Annotated in this window: 18 protein-coding genes; 12 read left to right on the top strand and 6 right to left on the bottom strand. The window is 61.2% G+C overall.

Annotated elements, in window-relative coordinates:
- The first annotated feature begins 5 nt into the window (after positions 1–5).
- Positions 6–791 (top strand): prolipoprotein diacylglyceryl transferase, encoded by a 786-nt coding sequence (lgt, locus tag DBW_RS10515; protein ID WP_197463783.1) that lies wholly within the window; start codon positions 6–8, stop codon positions 789–791.
- A complete protein-coding gene (locus tag DBW_RS10510; protein ID WP_066727489.1) occupies positions 788–1,438 on the top strand; it encodes an HAD family hydrolase in 651 nt (216 codons plus the stop codon). The genes lgt and DBW_RS10510 overlap by 4 nt, the downstream gene beginning before the upstream one ends.
- Before the next feature lie 21 nt (positions 1,439–1,459).
- Here the strand turns inward: DBW_RS10510 and DBW_RS10505 are convergent, their stop codons facing one another.
- The 5 genes from DBW_RS10505 to DBW_RS10485 all read right to left on the bottom strand — a co-directional run bounded on the left by DBW_RS10505 (position 1,460) and on the right by DBW_RS10485 (position 7,569).
- Positions 1,460–1,882, bottom strand: coding sequence for an ATP-binding protein (locus DBW_RS10505; protein WP_066727488.1), 423 nt, complete (start codon positions 1,880–1,882; stop codon positions 1,460–1,462).
- Between the two features lie 112 nt (positions 1,883–1,994).
- Positions 1,995–2,330, bottom strand: a complete 336-nt coding sequence (locus DBW_RS10500) for an STAS domain-containing protein (RefSeq protein ID WP_066727487.1) — start codon at positions 2,328–2,330, stop codon at positions 1,995–1,997.
- A 132-nt stretch (positions 2,331–2,462) separates the two neighbouring features.
- Positions 2,463–5,675 carry a SpoIIE family protein phosphatase gene (locus tag DBW_RS10495; RefSeq protein ID WP_066727486.1) on the bottom strand — a complete coding sequence of 1,071 codons (3,213 nt, stop codon included), beginning with the start codon at positions 5,673–5,675 and terminating at the stop codon, positions 2,463–2,465.
- Entirely contained in the window at positions 5,672–5,932 is a 261-nt protein-coding gene (locus tag DBW_RS10490) for a hypothetical protein (protein WP_066727485.1), read from the bottom strand. Before DBW_RS10490 ends, DBW_RS10495 begins: the two co-directional genes overlap by 4 nt.
- A 44-nt stretch (positions 5,933–5,976) precedes the next feature.
- On the bottom strand, positions 5,977–7,569 hold the full coding sequence (locus tag DBW_RS10485; protein WP_157471869.1) for a bifunctional aminoglycoside phosphotransferase/ATP-binding protein: 1,593 nt from the start codon (positions 7,567–7,569) through the stop codon (positions 5,977–5,979).
- A gap of 186 nt (positions 7,570–7,755) precedes the next feature.
- Here DBW_RS10485 and DBW_RS10480 point away from each other — a divergent pair, with 186 nt between their 5' ends.
- The 7 genes from DBW_RS10480 to DBW_RS10455 all read left to right on the top strand — a co-directional run bounded on the left by DBW_RS10480 (position 7,756) and on the right by DBW_RS10455 (position 15,841).
- Complete coding sequence (locus tag DBW_RS10480) at positions 7,756–9,498, top strand: tetratricopeptide repeat protein (RefSeq protein ID WP_157471868.1); 1,743 nt, start codon at positions 7,756–7,758, stop codon at positions 9,496–9,498.
- 131 nt (positions 9,499–9,629) lie between these two features.
- On the top strand, positions 9,630–10,331 hold the full coding sequence (locus DBW_RS10475; RefSeq protein ID WP_066727482.1) for a hypothetical protein: 702 nt from the start codon (positions 9,630–9,632) through the stop codon (positions 10,329–10,331).
- A 136-nt stretch (positions 10,332–10,467) separates the two neighbouring features.
- Complete coding sequence (locus tag DBW_RS10470; RefSeq protein WP_082820297.1) at positions 10,468–12,102, top strand: peptide-binding protein; 1,635 nt, start codon at positions 10,468–10,470, stop codon at positions 12,100–12,102.
- Positions 12,103–12,192: 90 nt separating this feature from the next.
- The gene (locus DBW_RS10465; RefSeq protein ID WP_082820296.1) at positions 12,193–12,495 is read left to right on the top strand and encodes a four helix bundle protein; all 303 of its coding nucleotides are present in this window, start codon (positions 12,193–12,195) and stop codon (positions 12,493–12,495) included.
- A gap of 166 nt (positions 12,496–12,661) precedes the next feature.
- On the top strand, positions 12,662–13,636 hold the full coding sequence (locus DBW_RS10460) for an ABC transporter permease (protein WP_066727481.1): 975 nt from the start codon (positions 12,662–12,664) through the stop codon (positions 13,634–13,636).
- Positions 13,637–13,770: 134 nt separating this feature from the next.
- Complete coding sequence (gene tnpA / locus DBW_RS18165; protein ID WP_082820217.1) at positions 13,771–14,226, top strand: IS200/IS605 family transposase; 456 nt, start codon at positions 13,771–13,773, stop codon at positions 14,224–14,226.
- A gap of 100 nt (positions 14,227–14,326) precedes the next feature.
- Positions 14,327–15,841, top strand: coding sequence for a capsule assembly Wzi family protein (locus DBW_RS10455; protein WP_066727480.1), 1,515 nt, complete (start codon positions 14,327–14,329; stop codon positions 15,839–15,841).
- Between the two features lie 81 nt (positions 15,842–15,922).
- On the opposite strand, the gene DBW_RS10450 is transcribed toward DBW_RS10455, so the two are convergent.
- Entirely contained in the window at positions 15,923–16,243 is a 321-nt protein-coding gene (locus tag DBW_RS10450) for a hypothetical protein (protein ID WP_066727479.1), read from the bottom strand.
- Positions 16,244–16,618: 375 nt separating this feature from the next.
- On the opposite strand from DBW_RS10450, the gene DBW_RS10445 reads away from it, so the two are divergent.
- From DBW_RS10445 to DBW_RS10435, 3 genes are all read left to right on the top strand, one after another.
- Entirely contained in the window at positions 16,619–18,850 is a 2,232-nt protein-coding gene (locus DBW_RS10445; RefSeq protein WP_066727478.1) for a PAS domain-containing sensor histidine kinase, read from the top strand.
- On the top strand, positions 18,838–20,256 hold the full coding sequence (locus tag DBW_RS10440) for a sigma-54-dependent transcriptional regulator (protein ID WP_066727477.1): 1,419 nt from the start codon (positions 18,838–18,840) through the stop codon (positions 20,254–20,256). Before DBW_RS10445 ends, DBW_RS10440 begins: the two co-directional genes overlap by 13 nt.
- 360 nt (positions 20,257–20,616) lie before the next feature.
- Positions 20,617–23,217 carry a S8 family serine peptidase gene (locus DBW_RS10435; RefSeq protein WP_066727476.1) on the top strand — a complete coding sequence of 867 codons (2,601 nt, stop codon included), beginning with the start codon at positions 20,617–20,619 and terminating at the stop codon, positions 23,215–23,217.
- Positions 23,218–23,369: the final 152 nt, after the last annotated feature.

The following is a 23,369-nucleotide window of genomic DNA, read 5'->3' as shown; positions in this document are numbered from 1 at the left end:
CCATGATCCCTTATCCACAGATCGACCCGATTATCTTCCGCCTCGGCCCCCTCGCCGTACGCTGGTACGGCATGATGTATCTGCTCGGTTTTGTCGGCAGTTACTTCAATATCCGCTACCTGGCCCGGCGCCGCAACCTGCAGCTGGGGGACGACCAGCTGTCGGACCTGCTCTTCTGGGGGGTCTGCGGGGTCATTCTCGGCGGGCGTCTTGGCTATACCCTCTTCTATAACGCCGAGTTCTATTTTCGCCACCCCCTGCAGATCTTCCGCATCTGGGAAGGAGGGATGAGTTTCCACGGCGGGATGATCGGCGTGGTGACCGCTCTCGCCATTTTCTGTATGCGCCGGAAATTGCCACCGTTGCTGGTGGGCGATATCGTTGCCGCCGCGACCCCGATCGGGCTCGGTCTCGGACGGATCGGCAATTTCATCAATGGTGAACTCTGGGGGCGGGTGAGCGATCTCCCCTGGACGATGGTCTTTCCCGGCGCCGGCCCCCTGCCGCGTCACCCCAGCCAGCTCTACGAGGCGGTCCTGGAAGGCCCCCTGCTCTGGCTTATTCTCTGGTATCTGCACCGTCGCCAGGTTCGCCCCGGAATTCCCATGGCCAGCTTTTTCCTTGGCTACGGGGCCTTCCGTTTCCTGGTCGAGTTTTTTCGGCAGCCTGACGCCCAGCTCGGGTTCTTGTGGGGGGGGGCGACCATGGGGCAACTTCTCTCACTGCCAATGATAATTGGCGGCCTGGTCGGACTTCTCTGGCTCGGGAAACAACGGGGAGGCGCCGGATGAAACCGGTACGGGGGATTATCTACGACTGCGACGGGGTTCTTTTCGAAAGTCGCGCTGCCAACCTCGCTTATTACAACAGCGTGCTGAAAAGTTTTGACGCAGCGCCGGTCTCGGCCGCGGACCGGGAACTCGCCCGGATCTGCCATACCGCCGCCAGTCCCGAGGTCTTCAGCGCCCTGCTCGGAGCGGACCGGGTCACATCGGCAATGGTAGTGGCGCAGGGACTCGACTACCGGCAATTCATTCCCCACATGTCCCCCGAACCGGGCCTGGTCGAGGCTCTTGCTACGCTTTCCACCTTTTTGCCTCTCGCTGTGGCGACCAACCGCGGCAACAGCATGAGCGAGATCCTTTCCCATTTTTCCCTGGGCCAGTTCTTCCAGGTGGTGATCACCAGCCGGGATGTGCCGCGGCCAAAACCGGCGCCCGATATGCTGCACCTCGCCGCCCGGCGTCTCGGGCTGGCAACGGAGGAGCTTCTCTTTGTCGGTGACTCCGAACTCGACCGCCAGGCGGCAGCGGCGGCGGGAATCCGTTTTGTCGGCTACAAACCGGATGGGGAAAATGAAGGGGAAGGGGTGCGTATCAATGCCCATCGGGAGCTGGTGGAGCTGCTGCAGTCGGAGGGGGTATTGCCTGGCGCTTGAGGTCGGCCGGGGCAGGGGAGGTTACTGGAGGAGTTTGGTCATTTCCAGGACATGGCCACCATTATGCCGGCGGTAGGAGACCGTATCCATGATTGAGCGGATAATGTAGACCCCCCGGCCATGTTCGTTAAGCCCCTTGAAGTCAGGGCTGGGCAGGGTTGTCACGTCGAATCCCTGCCCCTGGTCATAGACTTTGATCGAGAGGGTGCGGTTGAGAATGCTGATGGTGATATGGACTTCCCGTGCCGGGTCATCCTCGTTGGCATGGCGGATGGCGTTGGTCATGGCTTCCGTCAGCACCAGATTCATCTGGTAAGCCAACTCTTCCCGGTCCCCCCGATAACGTTTCAGGGTTCGGGCGATATCCTCGCCAATCTTGCCGATCAGGCCCAGGTAACGGGTCTGGTTCGGCACCTTGATATCGACCTCGATGTTTTCCGCCATCGTTTTCGACCCTCTGCCTTTTCCCCTGCAACAACCAGCCGAACTTTTTCATGGGAACCGTTCGTTGCCAGACTATCCTTGTCTTCTGCCCCCGGCCTGACAGAAGGATTGGTCAGAAACTGGCCAGCGCCTCATCGGCCGCCGGGAAAATTTCGAAGACCCGATGCAGCCTGGTCAATTCGAACATCGATTTGACCTGCGGTTGCAGGCCACACAGTTTGAGATTACCGTTGCGCGCGCTTGCATTCTTGAAGCCGGAGACGAGAGAGCCCAGGCCCGATGAATCGACGAAGCGCACATCCTTGAGGTCGATGACGATACTGCTTTTCCCCTCGTCAAAGAGCTTGAGCATCTCCGCCTTCAATTCGCCGCTATTGTGAGCGTCGAGGCGTTCCTCCCTGATATCGATCCGTACCACCTGCCCCTGTTCCTCAATATTGAGATTCATCCCGACTCCTCCCTCTGGATGGTTTTGTAAAAGATAACACAACGATGCGCCCGGCAACAGGAGAAAGGGGAGGGAGAGGGACGCGGGATGCGGAACGGGAATGGTCAAAAGATATTCCCCGTCCCCCGTCCCTTACTCCACCTTCATCACGATCAGGGAAACGTCATCCTGGAAACTGTGCAGGCCGGTGAAGGTTCGGACCTGGCGCAGAACCTCCTCGATGATTCCCTCCGGGGGGAGGTCCTTGAGACCCGCCAGGAGTTCACAGAGGCGTTCTTCGCCGAAAAGTTCTCCCGAATCTGGATGCATCGCCTCGGTCACGCCGTCGGTGTACAGAAAGAGTATATCTCCTGGCGCGAGGTCGGTGGCTTCTTCTTCGAAAACAATCTGGCGCTTGATGCCGAAGATCATCCCCTCGGCATCGAGCCGATCGCAGGCGCCGCGGCTGCTGCGCCAGAGGAGCGGCCGGTTGTGACCGGCGCTGGCGTAGGTCAGGCGGTGGGTCTCCGGGTGGAAGGAGCAGTAGAACATGGTGATGAAGAGTTCCGCCCGGGTGAGATCGGCGTAAAAGAACTCGTTGAGTTCTTCCATGACCCGGTGGACCTCGCCAAAATCGGTGGTGCGGGCATGAATGAAGGTGCGCGTTTCGGCCATGATCAGGGCGGCGCCAACGTTGTGGCCGGAGACGTCGGCGATAACCAGGTCGATTCGGCCGTCAGTACGGGGGAGGAAGTCGTAGTAGTCGCCGCCGACCTGGCTGGCGGGCACACAGATTCCGGCCAGCTTGATACCGGGGAAATCGGGCGTATGGTCGGGGAGGAGGCTGACCTGGATATTCTTGGCGATCTGCAGTTCCCGTTCCTGTTCCCGGGCGGCAATCAGGCCGGCGGTCTGCCGGGCGTTGCGCCAGGCAACGCCGATCAGCCCGGCGAGGTTCTCGAACAGGGCGATGAATTCTTCCGTCAGCATCCCCTTGGAGGTGCGGGAGAAGGCCGACAGGACGCCGATCGGCTGTCCCTCGATGACGATGGGGGTGTGGGCGAAGGACTTGATCCCCTCGCGGTGGATGATCACCGCGGAAAAGGCCTTGTCCATAAAGTCGGTATCATTGACCACCGTCGTCGAATTGGTGAGGTAGGTGGCGCCGATATAGGTCTCCATGTTGAGGTCCCGTTCCGATTCGCCGAGATGCTCGCTGCTCATGCCGACCTGGCTTTGTACCACCAGGGTGTTGCGGTCGTCGTCGAGAATGCGGATCACGCCGAGGTCAAACTTGAACTGCTGCTGCAGCAACTGGAGGATGTCGTCGAGGATTGACTGGAGATTGGCGCCGCTCGCGACCAGGCGGGCCGATTCGTAAAGGACCCCGAGCTGCTCACGGCTCGAAGTGCGGCTTAAGGTGACCGAGCCGAAAATATCGAAAACATCCTCCATGCGGCTGCCGCGGGTCGCCAGGTAGTTTTCGATAATGATGCGGGCGGGGGCGGCGCCGACGGAACCGGCCAGGGTCCGTTCGGTAAAACGCTTGAGGTTCGGCAGCTCGTATTCGGAAAGGCTCCCCCGCTCGTCGATCTCCCGATTTCCCAGGTACTGGCTGATGGCGGTGTGGGCCTGCTTTTCCCCGATGAACTTGGTCATCAGTTCGACGAATTCCATCACCGAGGGGGCTTTGCTGATCCTCTCCCGCTGCAGCGGTGCCCGCTGGGGGACGAAAACGTCGACGAACTTGATCGCCTGCTCCGCCTCGGCACGGGAGGTTGCGGAGAGGAGGGAGATGGCGAGAAAGGCGCCGACATTGAAGAGGAGGGTCCAGAAGAGGGCGTGGGTCCAGATGTCGAAACCGGTCAGTCCGAAGAGTTCGAGCGGGCGCAGAAAGGAAATCCCGAACAGCCCCTGGTCGAGAATCGAATGGTCGAGCCAGCCGGAACGGACGAAGGAGGGAACGAGCAGGGTATAGAACCAGAGGATGAAACCGAGAATCAGCCCGGTCAGGGCGCCGCCACGGGTGGCATGGCGCCAGTAGAGGCCGCCGATCAGGCCCGGTGCAAACTGGGTTGCGGCCATGAAGGAGATCAGGCCGATGTTGACCAGGGCGTAGGATTCGCCGAGCAGCCAGTAGTAGAGGTAGCCGAGAAAGATCACGGCGATAATGGCGAGGCGCTTGATAATGATCAGCAGGCCGGAGATGTCCGCGGCCTCGATCTTCATGCGGATGATCAGCGGCATGACCAGGTGGTTGAGGACCATGGTCGCCAGAGCGACCGAAGAGACCATGACCATCCCGGCCGAGGCGGAAAAGCCGCCGATGAAGACGAGGAGGGCAAGCCAGGGCTGGCCGAACTGGAGCGGCAGGGTCAGAACGAAGTAGTCGGCGCCCTGGGTGTCGCCGTTGTACATCAGCAGGCCGGCGAGGGCGATGGGAATGACGAAGAGGTTCATCAGGAACATGTAGGCCGGAAAACGCCACATGGCACTCTTGATATGCTCCTCATCGGAGTTTTCAATGACCATGATGTGAAACTGGCGGGGGAGGAACATCACCGCCATCATCGAGATGAAGGTCAGGGAAACCCAGTGAGCGTAGCTGTTGTCGCCGCTGTTGATCAGGAGCAGGTCCTGGCGGTCCGGAAAACGGCTCATAAAGTCGGTGAAAATGTCACCGAAACCGTCAAACATGACGAAGGTAACAAAAATGCCGACGCCGACGAAGGCGACGATCTTGACCAGCGATTCGAGGGCAATTGCCGCGACCAGCCCCTCGTGCCGCTCGGAAGCGTCGAGATTGCGGGCGCCGAAGAGGACGCCGAAAAGGGCCAGGATCAGGGCAACGACCAGGGCCGTATCGAAGCGGAAACCGAGGTTCGGCAGCTGGTGCAGTGACTTCCCGGGACCGGCGAGAGGATTGGACAAAAGGTCGAAGGTATGGGCCACCGCCTTCAGCTGCAGGGCGATGTAGGGCATGATGCCAAGGACGGCGAAGACTGTCACCACGGCGCCCAGGGTGGCCGATTTCCCGTAACGGCTGGAGATGAAGTCGGCGATGCTGACGAGGTTCTGTTCCTTGCTGACCCGAACCATCTTGCGCAGCAAAAACCACCAGGAGAAGGCAATCAGGGTCGGACCGAGATAGACCGGGAGGAAGTCGAGGCCGCTGGTCGCGGCGCGGCCGACACTGCCGTAGAAGGTCCAGGAAGTTGCATAAACGGCCAGTGAGAGGCTGTAGGTGTGGGCATTGGAGATCAGGCTGCGGCCGGCAGCCCGGCGCTGGTCGGCATAGTAGGCGACCCCGAAGAGGAGACCGAAATAGAGGAGCGAGGTAATGGCAAGCAGCCAGACCGGGATCATTCGCTCCCTCCCGGGTCCTGCTTATCCGCCGGCTGGTTCCTGGGGCGCCGGGGGAGGGAACGGGAAAAGAGATAGATGACCAGGATCGACGCGGGCCAGCCGAGGAGAAAGTAGAGTATCAGCAGGGGAATGCCAAAGAAGGTGGTCGTCTTGTTGAAGATTTGCAGGAAGGGGTAGTTGAGCATGACGACCCCGAGAATGAAGAAGAGGACCCATGCTTCCCGCAGGCGCGGTTGGTTGTCGGAGTGATCGCCCATTTCAGCGTCCCGAAAGGATTGAGGCCAGGTGTTAGCTGCCGTTGCTACCTGGGGTCGGTGCCATCGAGGAGCTGGCAGATGACGAGTTGCACATTATAGTCGACATCCCGGGTGGTGTCGACCGTAATGCACGGCTCCGCCGCCGTCGGTGCGGCAAACCCGGCGGCCTGACGGCTATAGAGCTCAGGGCGCCCGTCCGAAGGGTCTTCCCCCTGCTGCTGGCGTGCAACCAGACGCCGCCGGGCTTCCGGCTCCGGGCAGTGGCAGTAGAGCAGGAGGGGGGCGAGCCCCCGGGCGGCGGCCCGGGCGAGAAAATCCCGCCGTGCTTCCCCGTCGGTAAAGGCGGCATCGATGATCACAGTTCCTTCTTGGGCCGATTCCGTTGCCAGGTCGAAGAGGCGTTGGTAGGTGGCGCGGGTCATTTCCCGCCCGTATATCCCGGCGCCGAAGGGGAGGGCGGCCGTCTCCTCACCAATGGTGCCGGCGAGCTCCTTGCGCACCAGATCGGAGCGAAAGACCTTCGCCCCGAGACTGCGGGCGAGGGTCCCGGCCAGGGTCGATTTCCCGCTTCCCATCAGGCCGCAGGTCAACAACAGGCGGCGGGGAGCGAGGTAGCCGAGGGCGAGGTTGAAATAGCGGCGGGCCAGGGTTGCGCCCCCTTCCCGGGCCCGGCCCTCGGCCGCGGGCGCCGTCGCCAGCAGGCCGTCGACCTTGCCCCTCACCCAGGCACGATAGACCTTGTAAAAGGTCACCAGCGGCCGCGGGCCGGGGTCGGGACCACCCCCCTTGCGGTATCCGGCGAGGAGGGCTGCGGCCAGGTCATGACGGCCGAGAAATTCGAGGTCCATGAGCAGGAAGGAGAGATCCGCGCTCGTGTCGGCAATGCGAAAGCGGGGGTTGAATTCGATGCAATCGAAGATCCGGATCGGTCGGGTCAGGCAGATGTGGGCGCTGTGCAGATCGCCGTGGCCGTCACGAACGAAGCCCGCTTTGGCCCGATTGACGAGGAGAGCGCCGTTCTCGCGGAAAAAGTCCGCGACATAGCGGCGTGCCAAGGTTGCCGCGCGCTCTGAGAGGAGGGCGGGAATGAAGGGCTCGCTCTGACGAAAATTTTCTTCCCAGTTGGCCCTGACCTGGTTGCGGTCGGCCGTTGCCGGCCCGCGCGCGACGGGAGAGGTTTCATGCAGATGGGCGATACGCTTCCCCACCAATTCGATGGCCGCCGGCAGTTCGCTCGCATTGCGCGCGATCAGGTGTTCCAGCATGCGGGCCCGGGGCAAACGGCGCATGATCACTGCCACTTCGACGCGTTCCCCGGCCCCGCCAAGCTGCACCCGGCCCGCGGCGAGGCGCAACTCGCCTACGCCAAGGTAGGTGCCAGGAGCGAAGCGGTCGTTGAGGCGGACCTCTTCGGTGCAGAAGTGAATTCTTTTCTCCAGGGTGGAAAAGTCGAGGAAGCCAAAATTGACCGGTTTCTTGACCTTGTAGACGTGGTCGCCGACGAGATAGACGCGGGAGGCATGGGTCTCCCGGCACACGACCCGGCCCCGGCTCCCCGGCCAGGCTTCCCGGCTCAGCAGCTGCTGATGCAGTTCCGCTTCCTCCATCGGTTTCCCTTCCTCGCCAGACCTGGCCATAAACTCTAACCCAGCGTTTTTACATGAAACATTATCACGTCCATCGCTCCTGTAAAGTGGCCGGAACGGCGGCAAGGCGATTGACGCTGCCGGGGGGGTGTGATAATTTCATGCGGCAGTTGGCAGCAGCCGGCAAATGTTTGACCCGGAACGATTTTCCCCCGCCACCTGGAGTTCTTGCCCGCCGTGAATCCACTCCGCTCTTTCCGGCACTTCGGTCTCGTCCTCGTCCTCCTGCTCGGGGGGTGCGGGTGGTCCGGTTTCAAGCCGGGACCTATCGACCAGGCCGCACCTTCAGCCGTGGTGGAAATTCCCTCCAGCCTGGCCGATCGCCCTGCCGGAACCGCCTTTTACTATTTCAGCCTCGCCAATCTGCTGGCGACCGACGGGGACCTGGACGGCTCACTGGCGGCGCTTGAAAAGGCACGGAAACTCGACCCCGGTTCCAGCTTCCTGAGTCTTGCCGTGGCCGAGGTCTATCTGCGCCAGGGTGAGGAGGAGCCGGCTCTGCGGGCTGTAGAAGATGCCCTCGCCACCGATCCCGCCTCCCTGGACGCCCATGTCATGCTCGCCCGGCTCCATTTCAACCGCAAGGAATATGCGGCTGCCGTCGCTGAATTCCGGGCCGCTGTCGCCCTTGCCCCGGACGATGAAAACCTCCAGTTGCAGCTCGCTGTGGCACTGTCCAAGAATGGCGAGGCCGGGGCCGCCATCGATTCCCTCAAGGCCTTTATCATCGCCCACCCCGAGGTGGAGACGAGCTACCTCGCTCTGGCCCGCCTCTACCAGGAGACCGGTCTGCGCGGGCGCGCCGAGTCGACCTATCTGCAATTGCTCAAGGAACGGCCGGATCTGCGCGAAGCAAAGCTCGATCTCGCCCGTTTTTATGAGTCCGCGCCCGGGAGCCTCGACCAGGCCCTGGAGATTTATCGGCAGCTGCTCGCCGAAGACCCGGCCGACAGCCGTCTGCGCCATCACCTCGTCGCGGTCCTGATCAGCGTCGGCAAGCTCGGCGCCGCCCGGGACGAACTGGAGGCCCTGCTGCAGTTCGACCCCGAGGACCTTGAGGCCCGGCGCAAGCTCGGCCTGATCGCCATCGAGCAGGAGCGCTGGCCCGCCGCGGTGGCCCTCTTCCGAGGACTGGTCGAAGAACAGCCCGACTTTGATCAGGTGCGCTACTATCTTGGCGTCGCCCTCGAGCGCCAGGGGGATCTGCCGGCAGCCCTCGACACCTTTGCCGCCATTGCCGACGACTCTACCTTTGCTGACGACGCCCTGATGCACCGCGCCTATCTGCTTGATTCTCTCGATCGCAGCGGCGAAGCGATCGACCTGCTCGAAACCCGGCTGAAGTCCCCCGCCGACCGCCCCGATATCTTTGTTTTCCTTTCGTCCCTTTATGGCGCCACCGGCCAGGAGCCGGCCGCCCTGGAAATCGTAGACCGCGGGCTTGCGGTTTTTCCGGACAACCTGCAGCTCCTTTACCAGCGTGGCATTCTGTTCGAGAAGAAGGGTCAGCATGACCAGGCCGCCGAGGTCATGAAGCAGATTCTTCACCTTGACCCGAAACATGCCGAGGCCCTTAACTACCTCGCCTACCGCTGGGCCGAAAGGGACGAAAACCTGGAGCAGGCCCTGGCCTATGCGCGGAGGGCGCTGGCGCTGTCCGACCTGCCCCACATTCATGATACCCTCGGCTGGGTGCTCTACCAGCGCGGCGAATACGATGCCGCCCTGCGGCACCTGCAGAAGGCCGCCGATGGCTTGCCGGGCGACGAAGTTGTCTTGGAACACCTCGCCGATGTCTGTCAGGCCGCCGGGCTTTACGACCTGGCGGCCCTCTACTATCGCAGGATTCTCGAAAAAGACCCGGAAAACAGGGCGATAAAGCAGAAACTTGAGAAATCTCTGCAACAATTGAAAGAGTGAGACCTGTGCCGACCGACCGCTGCCGGGCCGGCATTTACTGGCCCCGATGGAACCGAGGCTGCTTCGCGGCTCTTGTCGCGCTTCTGCTTTTCATGATGCCTGGCTGTGCACCGCCCCAGGCGCCGATACCGTTGCCGGCCCTCCCGCCGATTGCCGCTGGCGTGCTGCTGCAGCAGGTGGAGAGCTGTGGTGCTGATGTCACCTCCCTGCGCGGGCTGGCCAAGGTCCAGCTCGCCAACGGCGAAAAAAATTTCACTGTCCGGCAGGTTATCCTCGCCGGTTACCCCGACCGGCTGCGCACCGAAACCCTCAGCCCCTTCGGTTCGCCGCTGCTGGTACTCGCAAGTGACGGCCAAACCCTCGCTGCCCTGCTCCCCGGCGAAGGGCGCTTTCTGCAGGGACCTGCCAGCGCCGAGAACCTGCGGCGTTTTACCCGTCTGCCGCTCCGTCTTGGCGACCTCGTCGGTCTGCTCCTCTATCGTCCGCCGCTCCTCCCCTGGGAAGAGATGCGCGGCGACAGCGGGGATGCTGACCGCAGCTACCGGCTCTTCCTGGACGGGCCGGGGACGCGGCGGCAGGTCTTTAGTTTCGCCGCGGATCTTCAGCTGACCGGTGCCGCCTACTACGACGGCAAGGAACTCCTGCTTGAAGTCGGCTACAGTGATTTCGGTTCCGGCCCGCCGCCCTTTCCCCGCCACGCCGAATTGCTGCTGCCCGGCTACGCCGTAACGGCCACCATTCACTTCACGGAAGTCGAGCTCAATGTCGACCTGGCCGCCGCCCTGTTTCACCTCCTGCCTCCGGTGGGGGTGGTGGTGGAGGAACTGCCGTGATGAGGCGGTTTGAATTTTGAATTTTGAATTTACTGGTCAGGAATAACTCCATGGGGATTCCCGGCGCAGTTGTTGCTGAACATTATTCAGGAAACATCCACATCATGGAGGACCTTTCAATTTGGAGAATCGGACATTGAAATTCAAAATTCAAAATTCAAAATTCATCATTTTTCTATTGGTAACGCTCCTTCTCGCTGGCTGCGACCGGCGCGAGCCGGTCATCCCTGCCGAAGGGAAGGCGGCGGAGCCGGCCTATGGCGACACCATCATCGAGGGGTCCATCGGTGATGCCAGCAACCTGCTGCCGGTTCTCGCTTCCGACGCCTCCTCCTCCGAGATCGCCGGCATGATCTACAACGGGCTGGTCCGTTACGACAAGGACCTGCGGCTGGAAGGGGAACTCGCCGAATCCTGGGAGGTTTCCGCCGACAACCTGGTCATCACCTTCCATCTCCGCCCCGGGGTCAAGTGGCACGACGGCGCCCCCTTCAGCGCCGAAGATGTCCTTTTTACCTACCAGACCTATATCGACCCCGCGGTGCCGACCGCCTATGCCGAAAATTACAAGCAGGTCGACAAGGTCGAAGTCCTCGACCCGCTGACCCTGCGCGTCAGCTACAAGAAGCCGCTCGCCAAGGCGCTGATCAGCTGGGCGGTGGGGATCATGCCGAAGCACCTGCTCGCCGGCCAGGACGTCACCAAAAGCCCCCTCTCCCGGGCTCCCGTCGGTACCGGCCCCTACAAGTTCGTCGAATGGCTTCCCGGCGAGAAGATCGTGCTGGAGGCCAACCCCGACTATTTTGAAGGCCGGCCGCGGCTGAACCGAGTGGTTTACCGGATCATCCCGGACGAATCGACGATGTTTCTCGAGCTCAAGGCCGGCGGCCTCGACATGATGGGGCTCACCCCGCTGCAGTACGCCCGCCAGACCGACGCGGCCGAATTCAGCCGCCGCTTCAACAAGTATCGCTACCTCTCCTTCGCCTATACCTACCTCGGCTACAACCTGAACCGGCCGCTGTTCAAGGACCGGCGGGTGCGCCACGCGCTGGCTTTTGCCATCAACAAGCAGGAGATCATCGACGGTGTTCTCCTCGGCCTCGGTCAGGAAGCGACCGGGCCCTACAAGCCCGGCACCTGGCCCTACAACGCCGCGGTCAGGCGCTACCCCTACGAACCGGCCCGGGCGAAGGAGCTGCTCGCTGAAGCCGGTTGGCAGGACAGTGACGGTGACGGCATCCTTGACAAGGATGGCCAGCCCTTTGCCTTCACCATCGTCACCAACCAGGGGAACGACCAGCGCACCAAGAGCGGCGAGATCATCCAGCGGCGCTTCCGCGAGATTGGTGTCGATGTCAAGCTGCGGGTCATCGAGTGGGCCTCTTTTCTCAAGGAGTTCATCAACCCCGGCAACTTCGATGCCACCATCCTCGGCTGGACCATCCCCATCGATCCCGACGGCTACAACGTCTGGCACTCAAGCAAGACCGGGCCCGGCGAACTCAACTTTGTCGGCTTCAAGAATGCCGAGGTCGACGAGCTGCTTGAAAAAGGAAGGCGTACCCTCGACCAGGCGCAGCGCAAGGTCTACTACGACCGCTTCCAGGAGATCCTGGCCGAGGAGCAGCCCTACACCTTCCTCTACGTCCCCGACGCCCTCCCTGTCGTTGCCGCCCGGATTCACGGCATCGAACCGGCCCCGGCCGGGATTTCGTACAACTTCATCAAGTGGTACGTTCCCGCGAGCGAGCAGAAGTACGGGCGTTAGATTGCTGCGGCAATCTAACGCCGGGACGAGGGACGGGGAACGGGGGACGAGGAAGGACGATATCCGCAAGGGGGATGAATTGTGCAATCTATGGCAGGAGGAAATGTCGGGGCTCCGGCGCGATTTGAAAATCTCGAAGTTTGGCGGAGGGCGGCCCGTTTAAGTGCCGACCTTTATCGGGAGCTCAGGGATTTGCGGGATTTCGGTTTCAAGGACCAGGTTACCCGCTCGGGGCTCTCCATTCCAAGCAATATTGCCGAAGGAATAGAACGTTCCCTTCCGGCCGATTGCATTAAATTTCTACGTTATGCCAAGGGTTCCTGTGGAGAATTAAGAACCCAGGTTTACATCGGCATGGAAATCGACTATATCCAGCGGGAAATTGGCCGGTAGTGGATAGCAGAGACCACCATCATTTCTTCACTCCTGGGTGGTTTGATCCGATCCAAGCAAAAGAAGTTGGCCGGCTGAGGAGTCCGGTCTTGCATAATCCGGAATTGCTTGATTTTCAGATTGTTCGCGTTCCCCGTCCCGCGTCCCTCGTCCCGAGACCATAATAATGCTCTTGTATTTAATCAAACGACTGTTAACCATGCTCCCGCTGCTGCTCGGGATCACCATCATCTCCTTCACCGTCATCCACCTGGCGCCGGGGGAGCCGACCGACCTGCAGACCCAGCTCAACCCCGAGGTCTCGGTGGAACTGCGGGAGCGGCTGCGGGCCCAGTATGATCTCGACCAGCCGCTGATCGTCCAGTACGGCAAGTGGCTGGGGCGGATCGTGCGCCTCGACTTCGGCGACTCCTTTGCCCAGGACCACCGCCCGGTCGCCCGCAAGATCGCCGAACGGCTGCCGGTGACGATCCTCATCAACGTCCTGTCGATTGCCGCCATCCTCGCCTGCGCCATCCCCATCGGCATCCTCTCGGCAACAAAGCGCAATTCCCTCTTCGATCGCGGCACCACCGTCTTCGTCTTTATCGGTTTTGCAACCCCCAGTTTCTGGTTGGCGCTGCTGCTCATGGACTACTTCGGCGTCCGCCTCGGCTGGCTGCCGATTGCCGGCCTCAAGTCCCTTGGCCACGAATATCTCGGCTTCTGGGCCGGCCTCGCTGACTATGGTCGTCACCTGATCCTGCCGGTCTTTATCTCCGCTTTCGGCGGGCTCGCCGGCTTCTCCCGCTACATGCGCTCCAACATGCTTGAGGTGATCCGCCAGGATTACATCCTCACTGCCCGCGCCAAGGGGCTCGGCGAGCGGGCGGTGATCTACCGCCACGCTCTGCGCAACGCCCTGCTGCCGGTCATCACCATCCTCGGCCTTTCGGTTCCCGGCCTGATCGGCGGCTCGGTCATCTTCGAGACCATCTTTGCCATCCCGGGCATGGGCAAGCTCTTCTACGACGGGGTGATGATGCGCGACTATCCCCTGATCATGGGGGTGCTGGTGATCGGGGCCGTCCTCACCCTGGCCGGCAACCTGCTCGCCGATTTGGGCTATGCCCTTGCGGATCCAAGGATACGGAATGGGTAAGGAGGGAGGAGGGGGACGTGGAACGAGGGACGGGAACGACCCCGATGGCTGGTATCTCATGCCGCTGGTTAATCTCAGGGGGGTCCAATTCCCCGAAGCTTGCTTCGCTATCGCCAATATGAAATATTGGCGACATGAGCGAATATGTACACAAAAGTCATAATGTTTCTGTGCTGTTATACCATCTTGTTTGCCCAGCAAAATACCGCCGGGTTGTTTTCACCCCAGAGGTTGATGGCTGTCTCAAAGAGGTCTGCCTTGAGATCGCCAAAAGATACGAGATTCAGTTCGTAGAAATTGGGACCGACAAAGACCATGTTCACTTTTTGGTGCAGTCGGTTCCAATGTACAGCCCAACGCAGATTGCACGAGTCATCAAAAGCATTACGGCCAGAGAAATATTCAAACGAGTCCCATCGGTTAAAAAGCAACTATGGGGTGGCGAATTTTGGACAAAGGGCTATTTTGTGAACACTGTAGGCCAAAAGGGTAATGAGAAAACCATTGCGACCTATGTTAGAAATCAAGGCCGAGAAAAAGAGTATCAGCAATTGCACCGCGAGCAGTTAACGCTTTTTGATACCCCGTAGCTTGCTGCGGGGTAGTTCATTTATCTTTGTACTGGAATTGGGTTATTCGAGTCCCGCGTCCCCCGTTCCCCAATCCGGTCTCATGGGAAGGAATCTGAATATGAAACAATGTAGGCATTTCCTTATTCTGCTCGTCATTCTTCTCCCCCTCTCCGCCTTCGCCAACCCCTCCCCGACCGTTCCCCTCGACAGCTGGGTCTACCCGGCGCTGGAAAAGCTCGCAGGGTTGGGGGTGATCGATTCGGCCCTGCAGGGGAACCGCCCCTGGAGCCGACTCGAGGTGGGGCGCCAGCTGGCAGAGGTGAATCCGAACCTTTGGGTCGTCCCCGCCGCCGGCGAGCTGCTCGAACGCCTGCGGGGTGAATTTGCCGCCGAAGTGGCCGAGCAGACTCTGCCGCCACAGGAGAGCGTGCGCTACCTGCACCCCCTCGACACCGCCCGGGTCGGTCTCCTCTTCCGGGAAGGGGAAGCGAACACCTTCCCCGGGGTCAATGCGGTCCAGTTCGCCCCTGACTACAACCGCAGCGGGCGCAGTGCTGCCGAAGGGTTCAACCTGGAGGCCGGCTTCTCCGGCGCCGCGCGCTATGGATTTCTGCTTGCTGACTGGGAACCGCTGCTTGAATATCGGCAGGGGGAGGGGGGCGATCTGCGGCTGCAGGGAGGCGGGGTGACCCTCTCCCTCGGCCGGGTCGATCTCTTCGCCGGCCGCCAGGAACTCTGGTGGGGGCAGGGGCGCCATGGAACCCTGATCCTCTCCAACAACGCCCGCCCCCTCGACATGATCCGTCTCTCCACTCCGGAGGCCAAGCCGCTGCCGTGGCTGTTCCGTTACCTCGGCCCGTTCCATTTCGACCTCTTCGTCAGCCGCCTCGAAGCCGAGCGCGTTGTGCCTGAGCCGTACCTCAGCGGCATGCGCCTCGCCATCAAGCCCTTTCCCTGGTTCGAACTCGGCGCCAGCCGCACCTCGACCTTCGGCGGGGAGGGGCGCCCCTCCGTCGGCTTCGGCGATTTTGTCGAGGTGGTGATCGGCAGCAACCCGCCGGCCGGTTCCAGCGACAACGCCAACTCCATTGCCGCCCTCGATGCCCGCCTGCGCATTGCCCCCTTGGGCGGGCTCGAACTCTATGGCGAATTCGGCGGCGAGGACGAAGCGAACCACTTCATCTCCAAGCCGGCCTGGCTCGCTGGCGCCTATCTGCCGCAGCTCGACGCCAACGGCCGGCTCTCCCTGCGCCTCGAGTACGCCAACCTCGCGTTCAGCGATAACGGCCCGGTCTGGTATCGCCATAGCACCTACCGCTCCGGTTATACCTACAATGGCCGTCTTCTCGGTCACCACGCCGGGGGCGACTCCCGTGACCTCTTCGCTGCGGTCGCCTGGCAGTATGACGCCGACCTCGATCTCACCTTTTCCTGCGATTACGAGCAGCGCGGAGTCAGTGGCCCGGTGACGGAGCGCCACCTGCAGCCCGGCATCGAGGCGCGTTGGCGTTATCGCCCCCGCCATGAAATCAGGGCCGGTTATCGCTATGACCAGGTCCGCAATTTTGACCGGGTTGCCGGAGATGACCGCGACCTGCACCTCCTGTCTGCGGAGATGGTGTTTGCTTATTGAGGGACGGGGGATGAAAAACGGGGGACGGGGAAGGTCCTTTGATCAATGTGTTTCGCATTCCACGTTCTATTCTTTCCACCCCTATTGCAACTGGGCAAACCTTGACCCCGGCCGCGACCAGGGACGCTCAACCGGGAAGGTGCGGCCGCAGCTGCACTCGATCTGGGGGACGCGGGCGTGGAGGTAGGTGGAGTAGCGGAGGAAGTCATCGTGGTGCCAGACTTCCTGGGTGACCTGGCCGGGGGTGAGGTCTTTGCCGCAACAGGAGCAGCGAAACTGGCTGCCAAGGTCGAAGTCGATCGTAATGTCGAGACGATTTTCATCGCTGGCATAGGTCACCGCGGTGACCTTCCAGGGGGGAGAGAGCCCGAGCGTTGCTGAAAAGATGGATGGCCGTTCCATGGTGTGGATCCCGGGGTGCCTTGCGCGCGGGTTTAAGCGTTCTATCCACTTGGGGTGCTTTCATTAATTGTGCCATTCTGGAAGTGCCTGAAATGCAATATAAATTGAGGTGTTTATCTTCCCCGATGGGTGTCGGCAAAAACCGCAAAAATCCGGCATGTTCTCAGGATTCACTTTAAAAACAAATACATACAATTGGTGCAAAAAATCAGACAACGAGGGACTTTGTTGCAGGGAAGGCCCAGCGCTGAGTCCTGAGGGGGTGGGCTGTTCTTTGTCCACCATATCCCTTATACTGTTGCTTACACCGTTCCTGCTCTGCGCAGTGTCACACCGGACCCTGAACCCGAGCCGCCCGGATTCCTTATTGCCGCCATGACCGAACGCCAGGCCGATAACTCCGCAGCCGGAAGCGACGGGGGACTCTTCATCCTCCTGCTGCTTGCCCTCTTCGCCACCGGGCTGGCGGTGATGGAACTCTTCTCCGCCACCTTTCTCCATATCGGCCGCATTCCCTCGGCCCTGCTTGATAGCGGCGTCCTGATCGGTCTGCTGCTGTGGCCAGTCTGGTACCTCATCGTTCTGTCCCACCGGCCAAATCCCAGGGATGTTGCCCACCTTCGGCGCCAACGCCAGGTGCTTCTTTTTCTCAAAATCCTGGCCACGATTTTCGTCGTCAACACGACCCTAATGCTCTTCGAGCCCCAGCTCTGGGACGGGACCAACCGCCAACTCAGCAACCTGATCGATGCCAGCCTGGTGACCCTGGTCTGCGCCCCGATCCTGCGGGTGCTCCTTACCCGGGACAATCTGCAACGGCAGCCCGACTCCCTTCCCGACCTGCTCGGCACCCCTATGGGGATCTATGTCCTCCTCCTCTTCATGGTCTTTGGGGCCGACCTGCTGCAGGAAAACCTGATGGCCCTGGTTCTCCCCGGGTCGCTCTACCTCTCCTGGCAGATCGTCGATGCCATCATCACCACCATTTTGGTGGCGCCGGCACTCTGGTTTCTCGTCGCGCTGCCGCTGCGCCGGCGGATGTTCAACGAACAGAGCCGGATTCGGGCGATTCATGACCAGCTGATCGACGCCGTGGTGACCCTTGATGCCGATGGCCGGGTCCAGTCCTTCAATCCGGCGGCGGAAAGAATTTTTGCCTACCCTGCCGCAGCGGTTGTCGGAAGGTCGGTAAACCTCCTGCTCGGTCCCAATGAACCACAATTTGAAAACCTGGCGGGTTCGGCTGTCGAGCCGGGAAATGATCAGGGGCACCCCTTTCGGGAGCTTTCCGGAATCCGGCAGGACGGGTCGGAACTGGTCATGGAAGTATCGCTCAGCCGTATCCAGCAATACGGACGCACCGAGTTTCTGCTGGTTATGCGGGATATCAGCAGTCGCAAGGAGGCCGCACGCGCCTTGCGAGAGAGCGAAAACCGCTTTCGTGAGATTTTCGAGCAGAGCGAGGACGCGATCGTCTTCTTTAAACCTGGCAGCTGTTCGATCATCGATGTCAACAACACCACGACACATCTCTTCGGCTACAACAAAGAAGAACTCTTTGCCGAGGGGCTCGACCTCCTGACCGGAGCCGCCGACCTGGCGCGACTCAAACTGACCATCAGCGGAGCGGGGCGGGGGACCGCGACCAGCCTCGATACCTTTGCCGGACAGCGCAAAGACGGTGAAGAGTTCGTCGTTTCGACCCGCTGCAAAATCATGACCCTGCAGGGGATCGATCTCGTCTACTGTACCTTCCGCGATGTGACCGAGCGCATCCAGATGGAAAAGGAGGCCCGGGAAATCCAGGCCAAGCTGATCCAGGCCAACAAGATGACCTCCCTTGGCCTGCTCGTATCCGGGGTCGCCCACGAGATCAACAACCCCAACAATTTCATCCTCGCCAACTCCGGGGTTCTGGCCAGGTCCTGGGATGACGCCCGCAAGATTTTGCGGGAATACGCAGCCGAAAACGGCGATTTCCTGCTCGGGGGGATAGCCTTTTCCGAGCTCGATAGGCACTCCCCGGAGCTCTTCGCCGGCATATTGGACGGCGCCACGCGCATCAACGAGATCGTCAATAACCTTAAGGGCTTTGCCCGCCAGGAACGGCAGATTGCCGGGGCCCGTTTCAACCTCAACCAGGTCGCGACGGCGGCGGTCACCATCCTGCATCATCAGCTGGTCAAGTTCACCGAATATTTTCACCTCGACCTGGCGGAGGATCTCCCCCTGGTCCGCGGCAGCGGGCAGCAGATCGCCCAGGTGGTCATTAACCTGCTGATGAACGCCTGCCAGGCGCTGCCCGGCCGCAGTCATGGCATCTGGCTGACCACCCTTTATGATGCTGGCGCCGGCCAGGTGCTGGTGACAGTCCGGGACGAAGGGTGTGGTATCACCCCGGAGCAGGGGCGACAGATCATGGATCCGTTTTTTACCACCAAGCTCGACAGTGGCGGAACCGGTCTCGGGTTGTCCATCTGCCAGTCGATTCTGCGTGAACACCAGGGCGTCCTCGAATTCTCTTCCCTGCCTGGTCAGGGTACAACCTTCACTGCCCGCCTGCCGGCCGCCGAACCGGCCAAGGAATCTGCCCCATGCCCCCAGTGAACAGCACCGAAAAGATGATTTTGCTGGTCGATGACGAGCCCCACATCCTCGCCACCGGTCGCCTTTGCCTGCAGGGCGCCAATGTCGGCCAGATCGAAACCCTCGATGACAGTCGCGAAGTTTTATCGTTTTTTGCGATGCGCCCTCCCTCTGTCATCGTCCTCGACCTGCATATGCCGCACCTCTCCGGGGCCGAACTCCTGCCGCGGATTGTCCGGGACTACCCCCAGGTTCCGGTGATCCTGGTGACGGCCAACGACGACATCGCCACCGTCGTCGACTGCATGAAGAGTGGCGCCTTCGACTACCTGGTCAAGCCGGTCGAACCGAGCCGGCTGATCGCCAGCGTGCGCAAGGCCCTTGAGGTTTCCAGCCTCTCCAGTGAGCTGCAATCCCTCAAGCAACGGCTCCTTTTTGACCAGCTCGACCACCCCGAGGCCTTTTCCGCCATCGTCACCGGGGACAAGAAGCTGCGGGCCCTCTTCCAGTACGTGGAGGTCGTCGCCAAAACCCGGGCCCCGATCATGATCAGCGGGGAGACCGGCACCGGCAAGGAGCTCTTTGCCCGGGCCATCCACACCTTAAGCGGCTGCAAGGGGGAGTTCGTTCCCCTCAACGTCGCCGGCCTCGACGACAACCTCTTCACCGACACCCTCTTCGGCCACAAGAAGGGGGCCTTCACCGGGGCCGACCAGGCCCGCGAAGGGCTGATTGCCAAGGCGGCTGGCGGCACCCTCTTCCTTGACGAGATCGGTGATCTCAACGAAGCGTCCCAGATCAAGCTGCTGCGCTTGTTGCAGGAGCAGGAATACTATCCGGTCGGTTCCGATCTGATCCGCAAGAGCGATGCGCGCATCGTCCTCGCCACCAACCGCGACCTGCAGGAGCTGATCAACGCCGGGCGCTTTCGCAACGATCTTTACTACCGGCTCTTTGCCCACCGCATCCATATCCCGCCGCTTCGCGAGCGGGGCGAGGATATCCCCCTGCTCCTCGACCACTTCCTCGCCGTTGCCGCAACCAGCCTGCACAAGAAGAAGCCGACGCCCCCCCCCGAACTTGCCGTTCTCCTCTCCCTCTACACTTTTCCGGGAAATATTCGCGAACTCGAAGCCCTCGTCTTCGACGCCGTCGCCCGGCACGAATCGGGAGTCCTCTCCATGGACTCCTTTCGCAATATCATCGGGGAACAACAAACCGGGGGGGCAACAGTGCCATCGAGCGAGGAGGCCGAGGGGAATCCTCTGATCGAATTTTTCGGGCATTTCCCCACGCTCGACGAAGTGGAGAGCTACCTCATCGAACAGGCCATGGCCCGTACCAGGGGGAACCAGGGGATGGCGGCCAAGCTTCTCGGCATGGGACGGCAGACCCTGAACAAGCGGTTGAAGAAGAAGGGGGGGTGAAGGGGGGGATGGGAGAATTTTGAATTTTGACGTCGCGTCGTTGCGCCGTTGCGTGAGACAGCCTGAATCCAGATTCTGGCCTGATCCGATTTTTATCCGAAGTGATCAGATTTGATCCGCGAGAGACGGGTTTTGACTTCAGGTTCCAAGGGCAGGATCAAGGTTGTTTCGCGCGGATAGGTTCGGATAAGGTCTGATAAGGGTCTGATTTAATCAAGGCCAATATCCTGATTTGCGTGAGCCGTGCCTGACCCGGTTTTAGCGAAATTGGCTGTTCATGGCGCGCTGAACCACATTTTTGCTGCCGGATATGGTAAATTTACCAGCCTGAAGTACTGAACCCCTTCAAACGAGGATTTCATGGCGGTCGTTGGAACCTTGCTGCTGCGAAAAATTTTGGCCATCACCCTGCTGTTGCTCCTTGCCGGCTGCGGCGACAACACGCCGACCAAATCGCTCGCCCCGGTGACACCGCCGCCAGTGACCACCTACAGCCTCAGCGGGACCATCACCGCGGCAGCCGGCAGCGCCGTCGATGGCGACACCAACGACCCGGCGGCGCCCCTGGTGGCCAACAACCTTCCCGATAATGCCCAGCAGCTTCCCAACCCGGTTGTGCTTGGCGGCTACTCGACCTTTGTCGCTACCGGTCAAAACGGAGACCGCTTCGTCTCGACCCGCGATGAGCAGGACTGGTACCGAATGACCCTCGCGGCCGGTCAGACGATCAGCCTCACCATTGCCGACCATGACGGAAATCCGGGAAACCTCGCCAATCCCGACCTCGACCTCTTCCTGGTCGACCCTGTCCTCTACCAGACGGACCCGGCCAACTCCACCGTGCAATCATCGGAGGGACATGGCCCCCAGGAAACCATTTTGGTTCAGAACAGCGGCGATTACTACGTCCAGGTCTTCGCCTTCAACAGCGGTTCTAACTATACCCTCACCGTCGGCCAGGCCCCCGCCATGGTCAATGGTAGCGCTCTGCACATTGAAGACGAGTTTGTTCCCGGGGAGGTCATCGTCCGCTTCCGCGAGAATGCCGACGGTGCCGGGATTACTCCGCAGGCGGCCAGCGACCGCGCCGCCGCGCTCGGTCTTGATTACCGGGCCGGGCGTCCGGGAGCGCCAATGCTCTTTCGCCAGCAGGTTGCGGTGGCCTCGCCGCGCACCCTTGCCATTACCCCCGAAGCCAGCAGCAGGAGTGCCCTGGGCGTCCCGCTGCCCTCCAAGCGCGCGACCCTCGACCTGGTCAAATCGTTGCGCCGCCGCGCAGATGTCGTCAGCGCCGACCTCAACTACATCCGGCGGTCGTCGCTAGTACCCAACGACACCCTCTTTTCGCACCAGTGGAACGCCGAGCTGATCAACCTCCCCCAGGCCTGGGAGCTGACCACCGGCAACCCTGCCGTGGTGGTCGCCGTCCTCGACACCGGGGTGCTGATGAATCACCCCGACCTCGCCGGGCGGCTCTGTACCGCCAGTGACGACTGCCGCGGCTACGACCTGATTGCTGACCCGATTGTCGCCGGCGACGGCGACGGCATTGACCCTGACCCCGAAGATGTTGGCGATAAAGGGTTGCCGGACGGTTCAAGCGGCTTCCACGGGACCCATATTGCTGGTATCGCCGGTGCTGCCGGCAACAATGGGACAGGCATTGCAGGGGTTGACTGGGCTGCCAGGATCATGCCGATACGGACCCTCGGTATTGGTGGCGGCACCAGCTACGATGTCATGCAGGGGGTCCTCTATGCCGCTGGTCTCGCCAACGATTCCGGTGCCGTTCCGGCAAAACCGGCCGATGTTATCAACCTCAGCCTCGGCGGCGGCGGCGCTTCCGATTACGAGCAGGCTATCTTTACCCAGGTTCGCGACCTCGGCATTATCGTCGTTGCCGCCGCCGGTAACGCCCACAACCTGGTCGATTATCCTGCTGCTCTGACTGGTGTGGTTGCCGTGAGTGCCGTCGATATCGACAAGAAATTGGCGCCTTACTCCAACTTCGGTGCGGCTGTCGATATTGCAGCCCCGGGCGGTGACAGCACTACCGACCGTAACGGCGACGGCTTCGCCGACGGGGTGATCAGCACTTGCGGCGACGACCATACCCTGCCGGTTAAATATACCTACGTCCCCTACCAGGGGACGTCGATGGCGACACCCCACGTTGCCGCCGTCGCCGGCTTGATGAAAGGGGAATATCCGGCTCTGACTCCGGCCGAGTTCGACACTCTCCTTGCTGCCGGCAGCCTCACCGAGGATCTCGGCGGAGATGGCCCGGCGGTGCGCAACGATTCCTTCGGCTACGGCCTCATCGATGCCCAGAAGTCAGTCCTCGCCGCCATCGGCCGCGCCAACGGCGGCACCCTGCCGGCGTCCCTGGCAATCAGTCCGAGTTATCTTAACTTTGGTGCCGGCAGCACCAGCCTGTCGTTGACCCTGAGCAATTCCGGCGGCGGCGTTCTCAATGTCACCGCGGTCACACCCAACGCCTCCTGGCTCACCGTGGACGCCAGCGCCGTCCCCCACGGCGGCCTCGGTACCTACACCATCAACATCGATCGTACCGGTCTGACCAGCGCCACCTACGCCGCGACCCTCACCATTGTCACCGACCAGCCGGCGAGCTACCCGGTCACCGTCCTGATGCAGGTCGGCGCGTCCGGTATTGCTAACGCCGGTTTTCAGCATATCGAGCTCGTCGATGCCGCCAGCGGCAGCCGCCTGACCGGCCTTACCAAGGCCGCCGACCCGGTCACCGGCACCTACAGCTACAGTTTTACCGGGGTTCCGCCCGGGAATTACCTGGTCCGCTCCGGTACCGACTCGGACCATGACGGCCAGATCTGCGACCCCGGCGAATCCTGCGGCGCCTATCCTTTGCGCAACAACCCCTCGGTGATCAGTGTCACCACCGGGAATCGGACCGGGCTCGATTTCAGCAGCAGTTTTTAGGGAAGAGGGACGGGGGGGGGGTTGAATTTTGAATTTTGAATTTTGAATTTTGAATTTTGAATTTTGAATTCGGTTTTCGTCGCGTCGTTGCGTCGTTGCGTGAGATAGCCTTGACCTTTTAATAGCCTGATCCGATTTTCATCAGAAGTGAT

Origin of the sequence: Desulfuromonas sp. DDH964 (assembly GCF_001611275.1) — a bacterium.
Classification (GTDB): domain Bacteria; phylum Desulfobacterota; class Desulfuromonadia; order Desulfuromonadales; family DDH964; genus DDH964.
The sequence above is the reverse complement of the archived record's forward strand: the minus strand, read 5'-3'. Positions and strand labels throughout refer to the sequence as shown.

Excerpts from the sequence above, each read along its gene's own strand:
- DBW_RS10510 (WP_066727489.1), top strand. The coding sequence starts at position 788 with ATGAAACCGGTACGGGGGATTATCTACGACTGCGACGGGGTTCTTTTC.
- DBW_RS10505 (WP_066727488.1), bottom strand. The coding sequence starts at position 1,882 with ATGGCGGAAAACATCGAGGTCGATATCAAGGTGCCGAACCAGACCCGT.
- DBW_RS10500 (WP_066727487.1), bottom strand. The coding sequence starts at position 2,330 with ATGAATCTCAATATTGAGGAACAGGGGCAGGTGGTACGGATCGATATC.
- DBW_RS10495 (WP_066727486.1), bottom strand. The coding sequence starts at position 5,675 with ATGATCCCGGTCTGGCTGCTTGCCATTACCTCGCTCCTCTATTTCGGT.
- DBW_RS10490 (WP_066727485.1), bottom strand. The coding sequence starts at position 5,932 with ATGGGCGATCACTCCGACAACCAACCGCGCCTGCGGGAAGCATGGGTC.
- DBW_RS10485 (WP_157471869.1), bottom strand. The coding sequence starts at position 7,569 with ATGGCCAGGTCTGGCGAGGAAGGGAAACCGATGGAGGAAGCGGAACTG.
- DBW_RS10465 (WP_082820296.1), top strand. The coding sequence starts at position 12,193 with ATGGCAGGAGGAAATGTCGGGGCTCCGGCGCGATTTGAAAATCTCGAA.
- DBW_RS10460 (WP_066727481.1), top strand. The coding sequence starts at position 12,662 with ATGCTCTTGTATTTAATCAAACGACTGTTAACCATGCTCCCGCTGCTG.
- tnpA (WP_082820217.1), top strand. The coding sequence starts at position 13,771 with ATGAGCGAATATGTACACAAAAGTCATAATGTTTCTGTGCTGTTATAC.
- DBW_RS10455 (WP_066727480.1), top strand. The coding sequence starts at position 14,327 with ATGAAACAATGTAGGCATTTCCTTATTCTGCTCGTCATTCTTCTCCCC.
- DBW_RS10450 (WP_066727479.1), bottom strand. The coding sequence starts at position 16,243 with ATGGAACGGCCATCCATCTTTTCAGCAACGCTCGGGCTCTCTCCCCCC.
- DBW_RS10445 (WP_066727478.1), top strand. The coding sequence starts at position 16,619 with ATGACCGAACGCCAGGCCGATAACTCCGCAGCCGGAAGCGACGGGGGA.
- DBW_RS10440 (WP_066727477.1), top strand. The coding sequence starts at position 18,838 with ATGCCCCCAGTGAACAGCACCGAAAAGATGATTTTGCTGGTCGATGAC.
- DBW_RS10435 (WP_066727476.1), top strand. The coding sequence starts at position 20,617 with ATGGCGGTCGTTGGAACCTTGCTGCTGCGAAAAATTTTGGCCATCACC.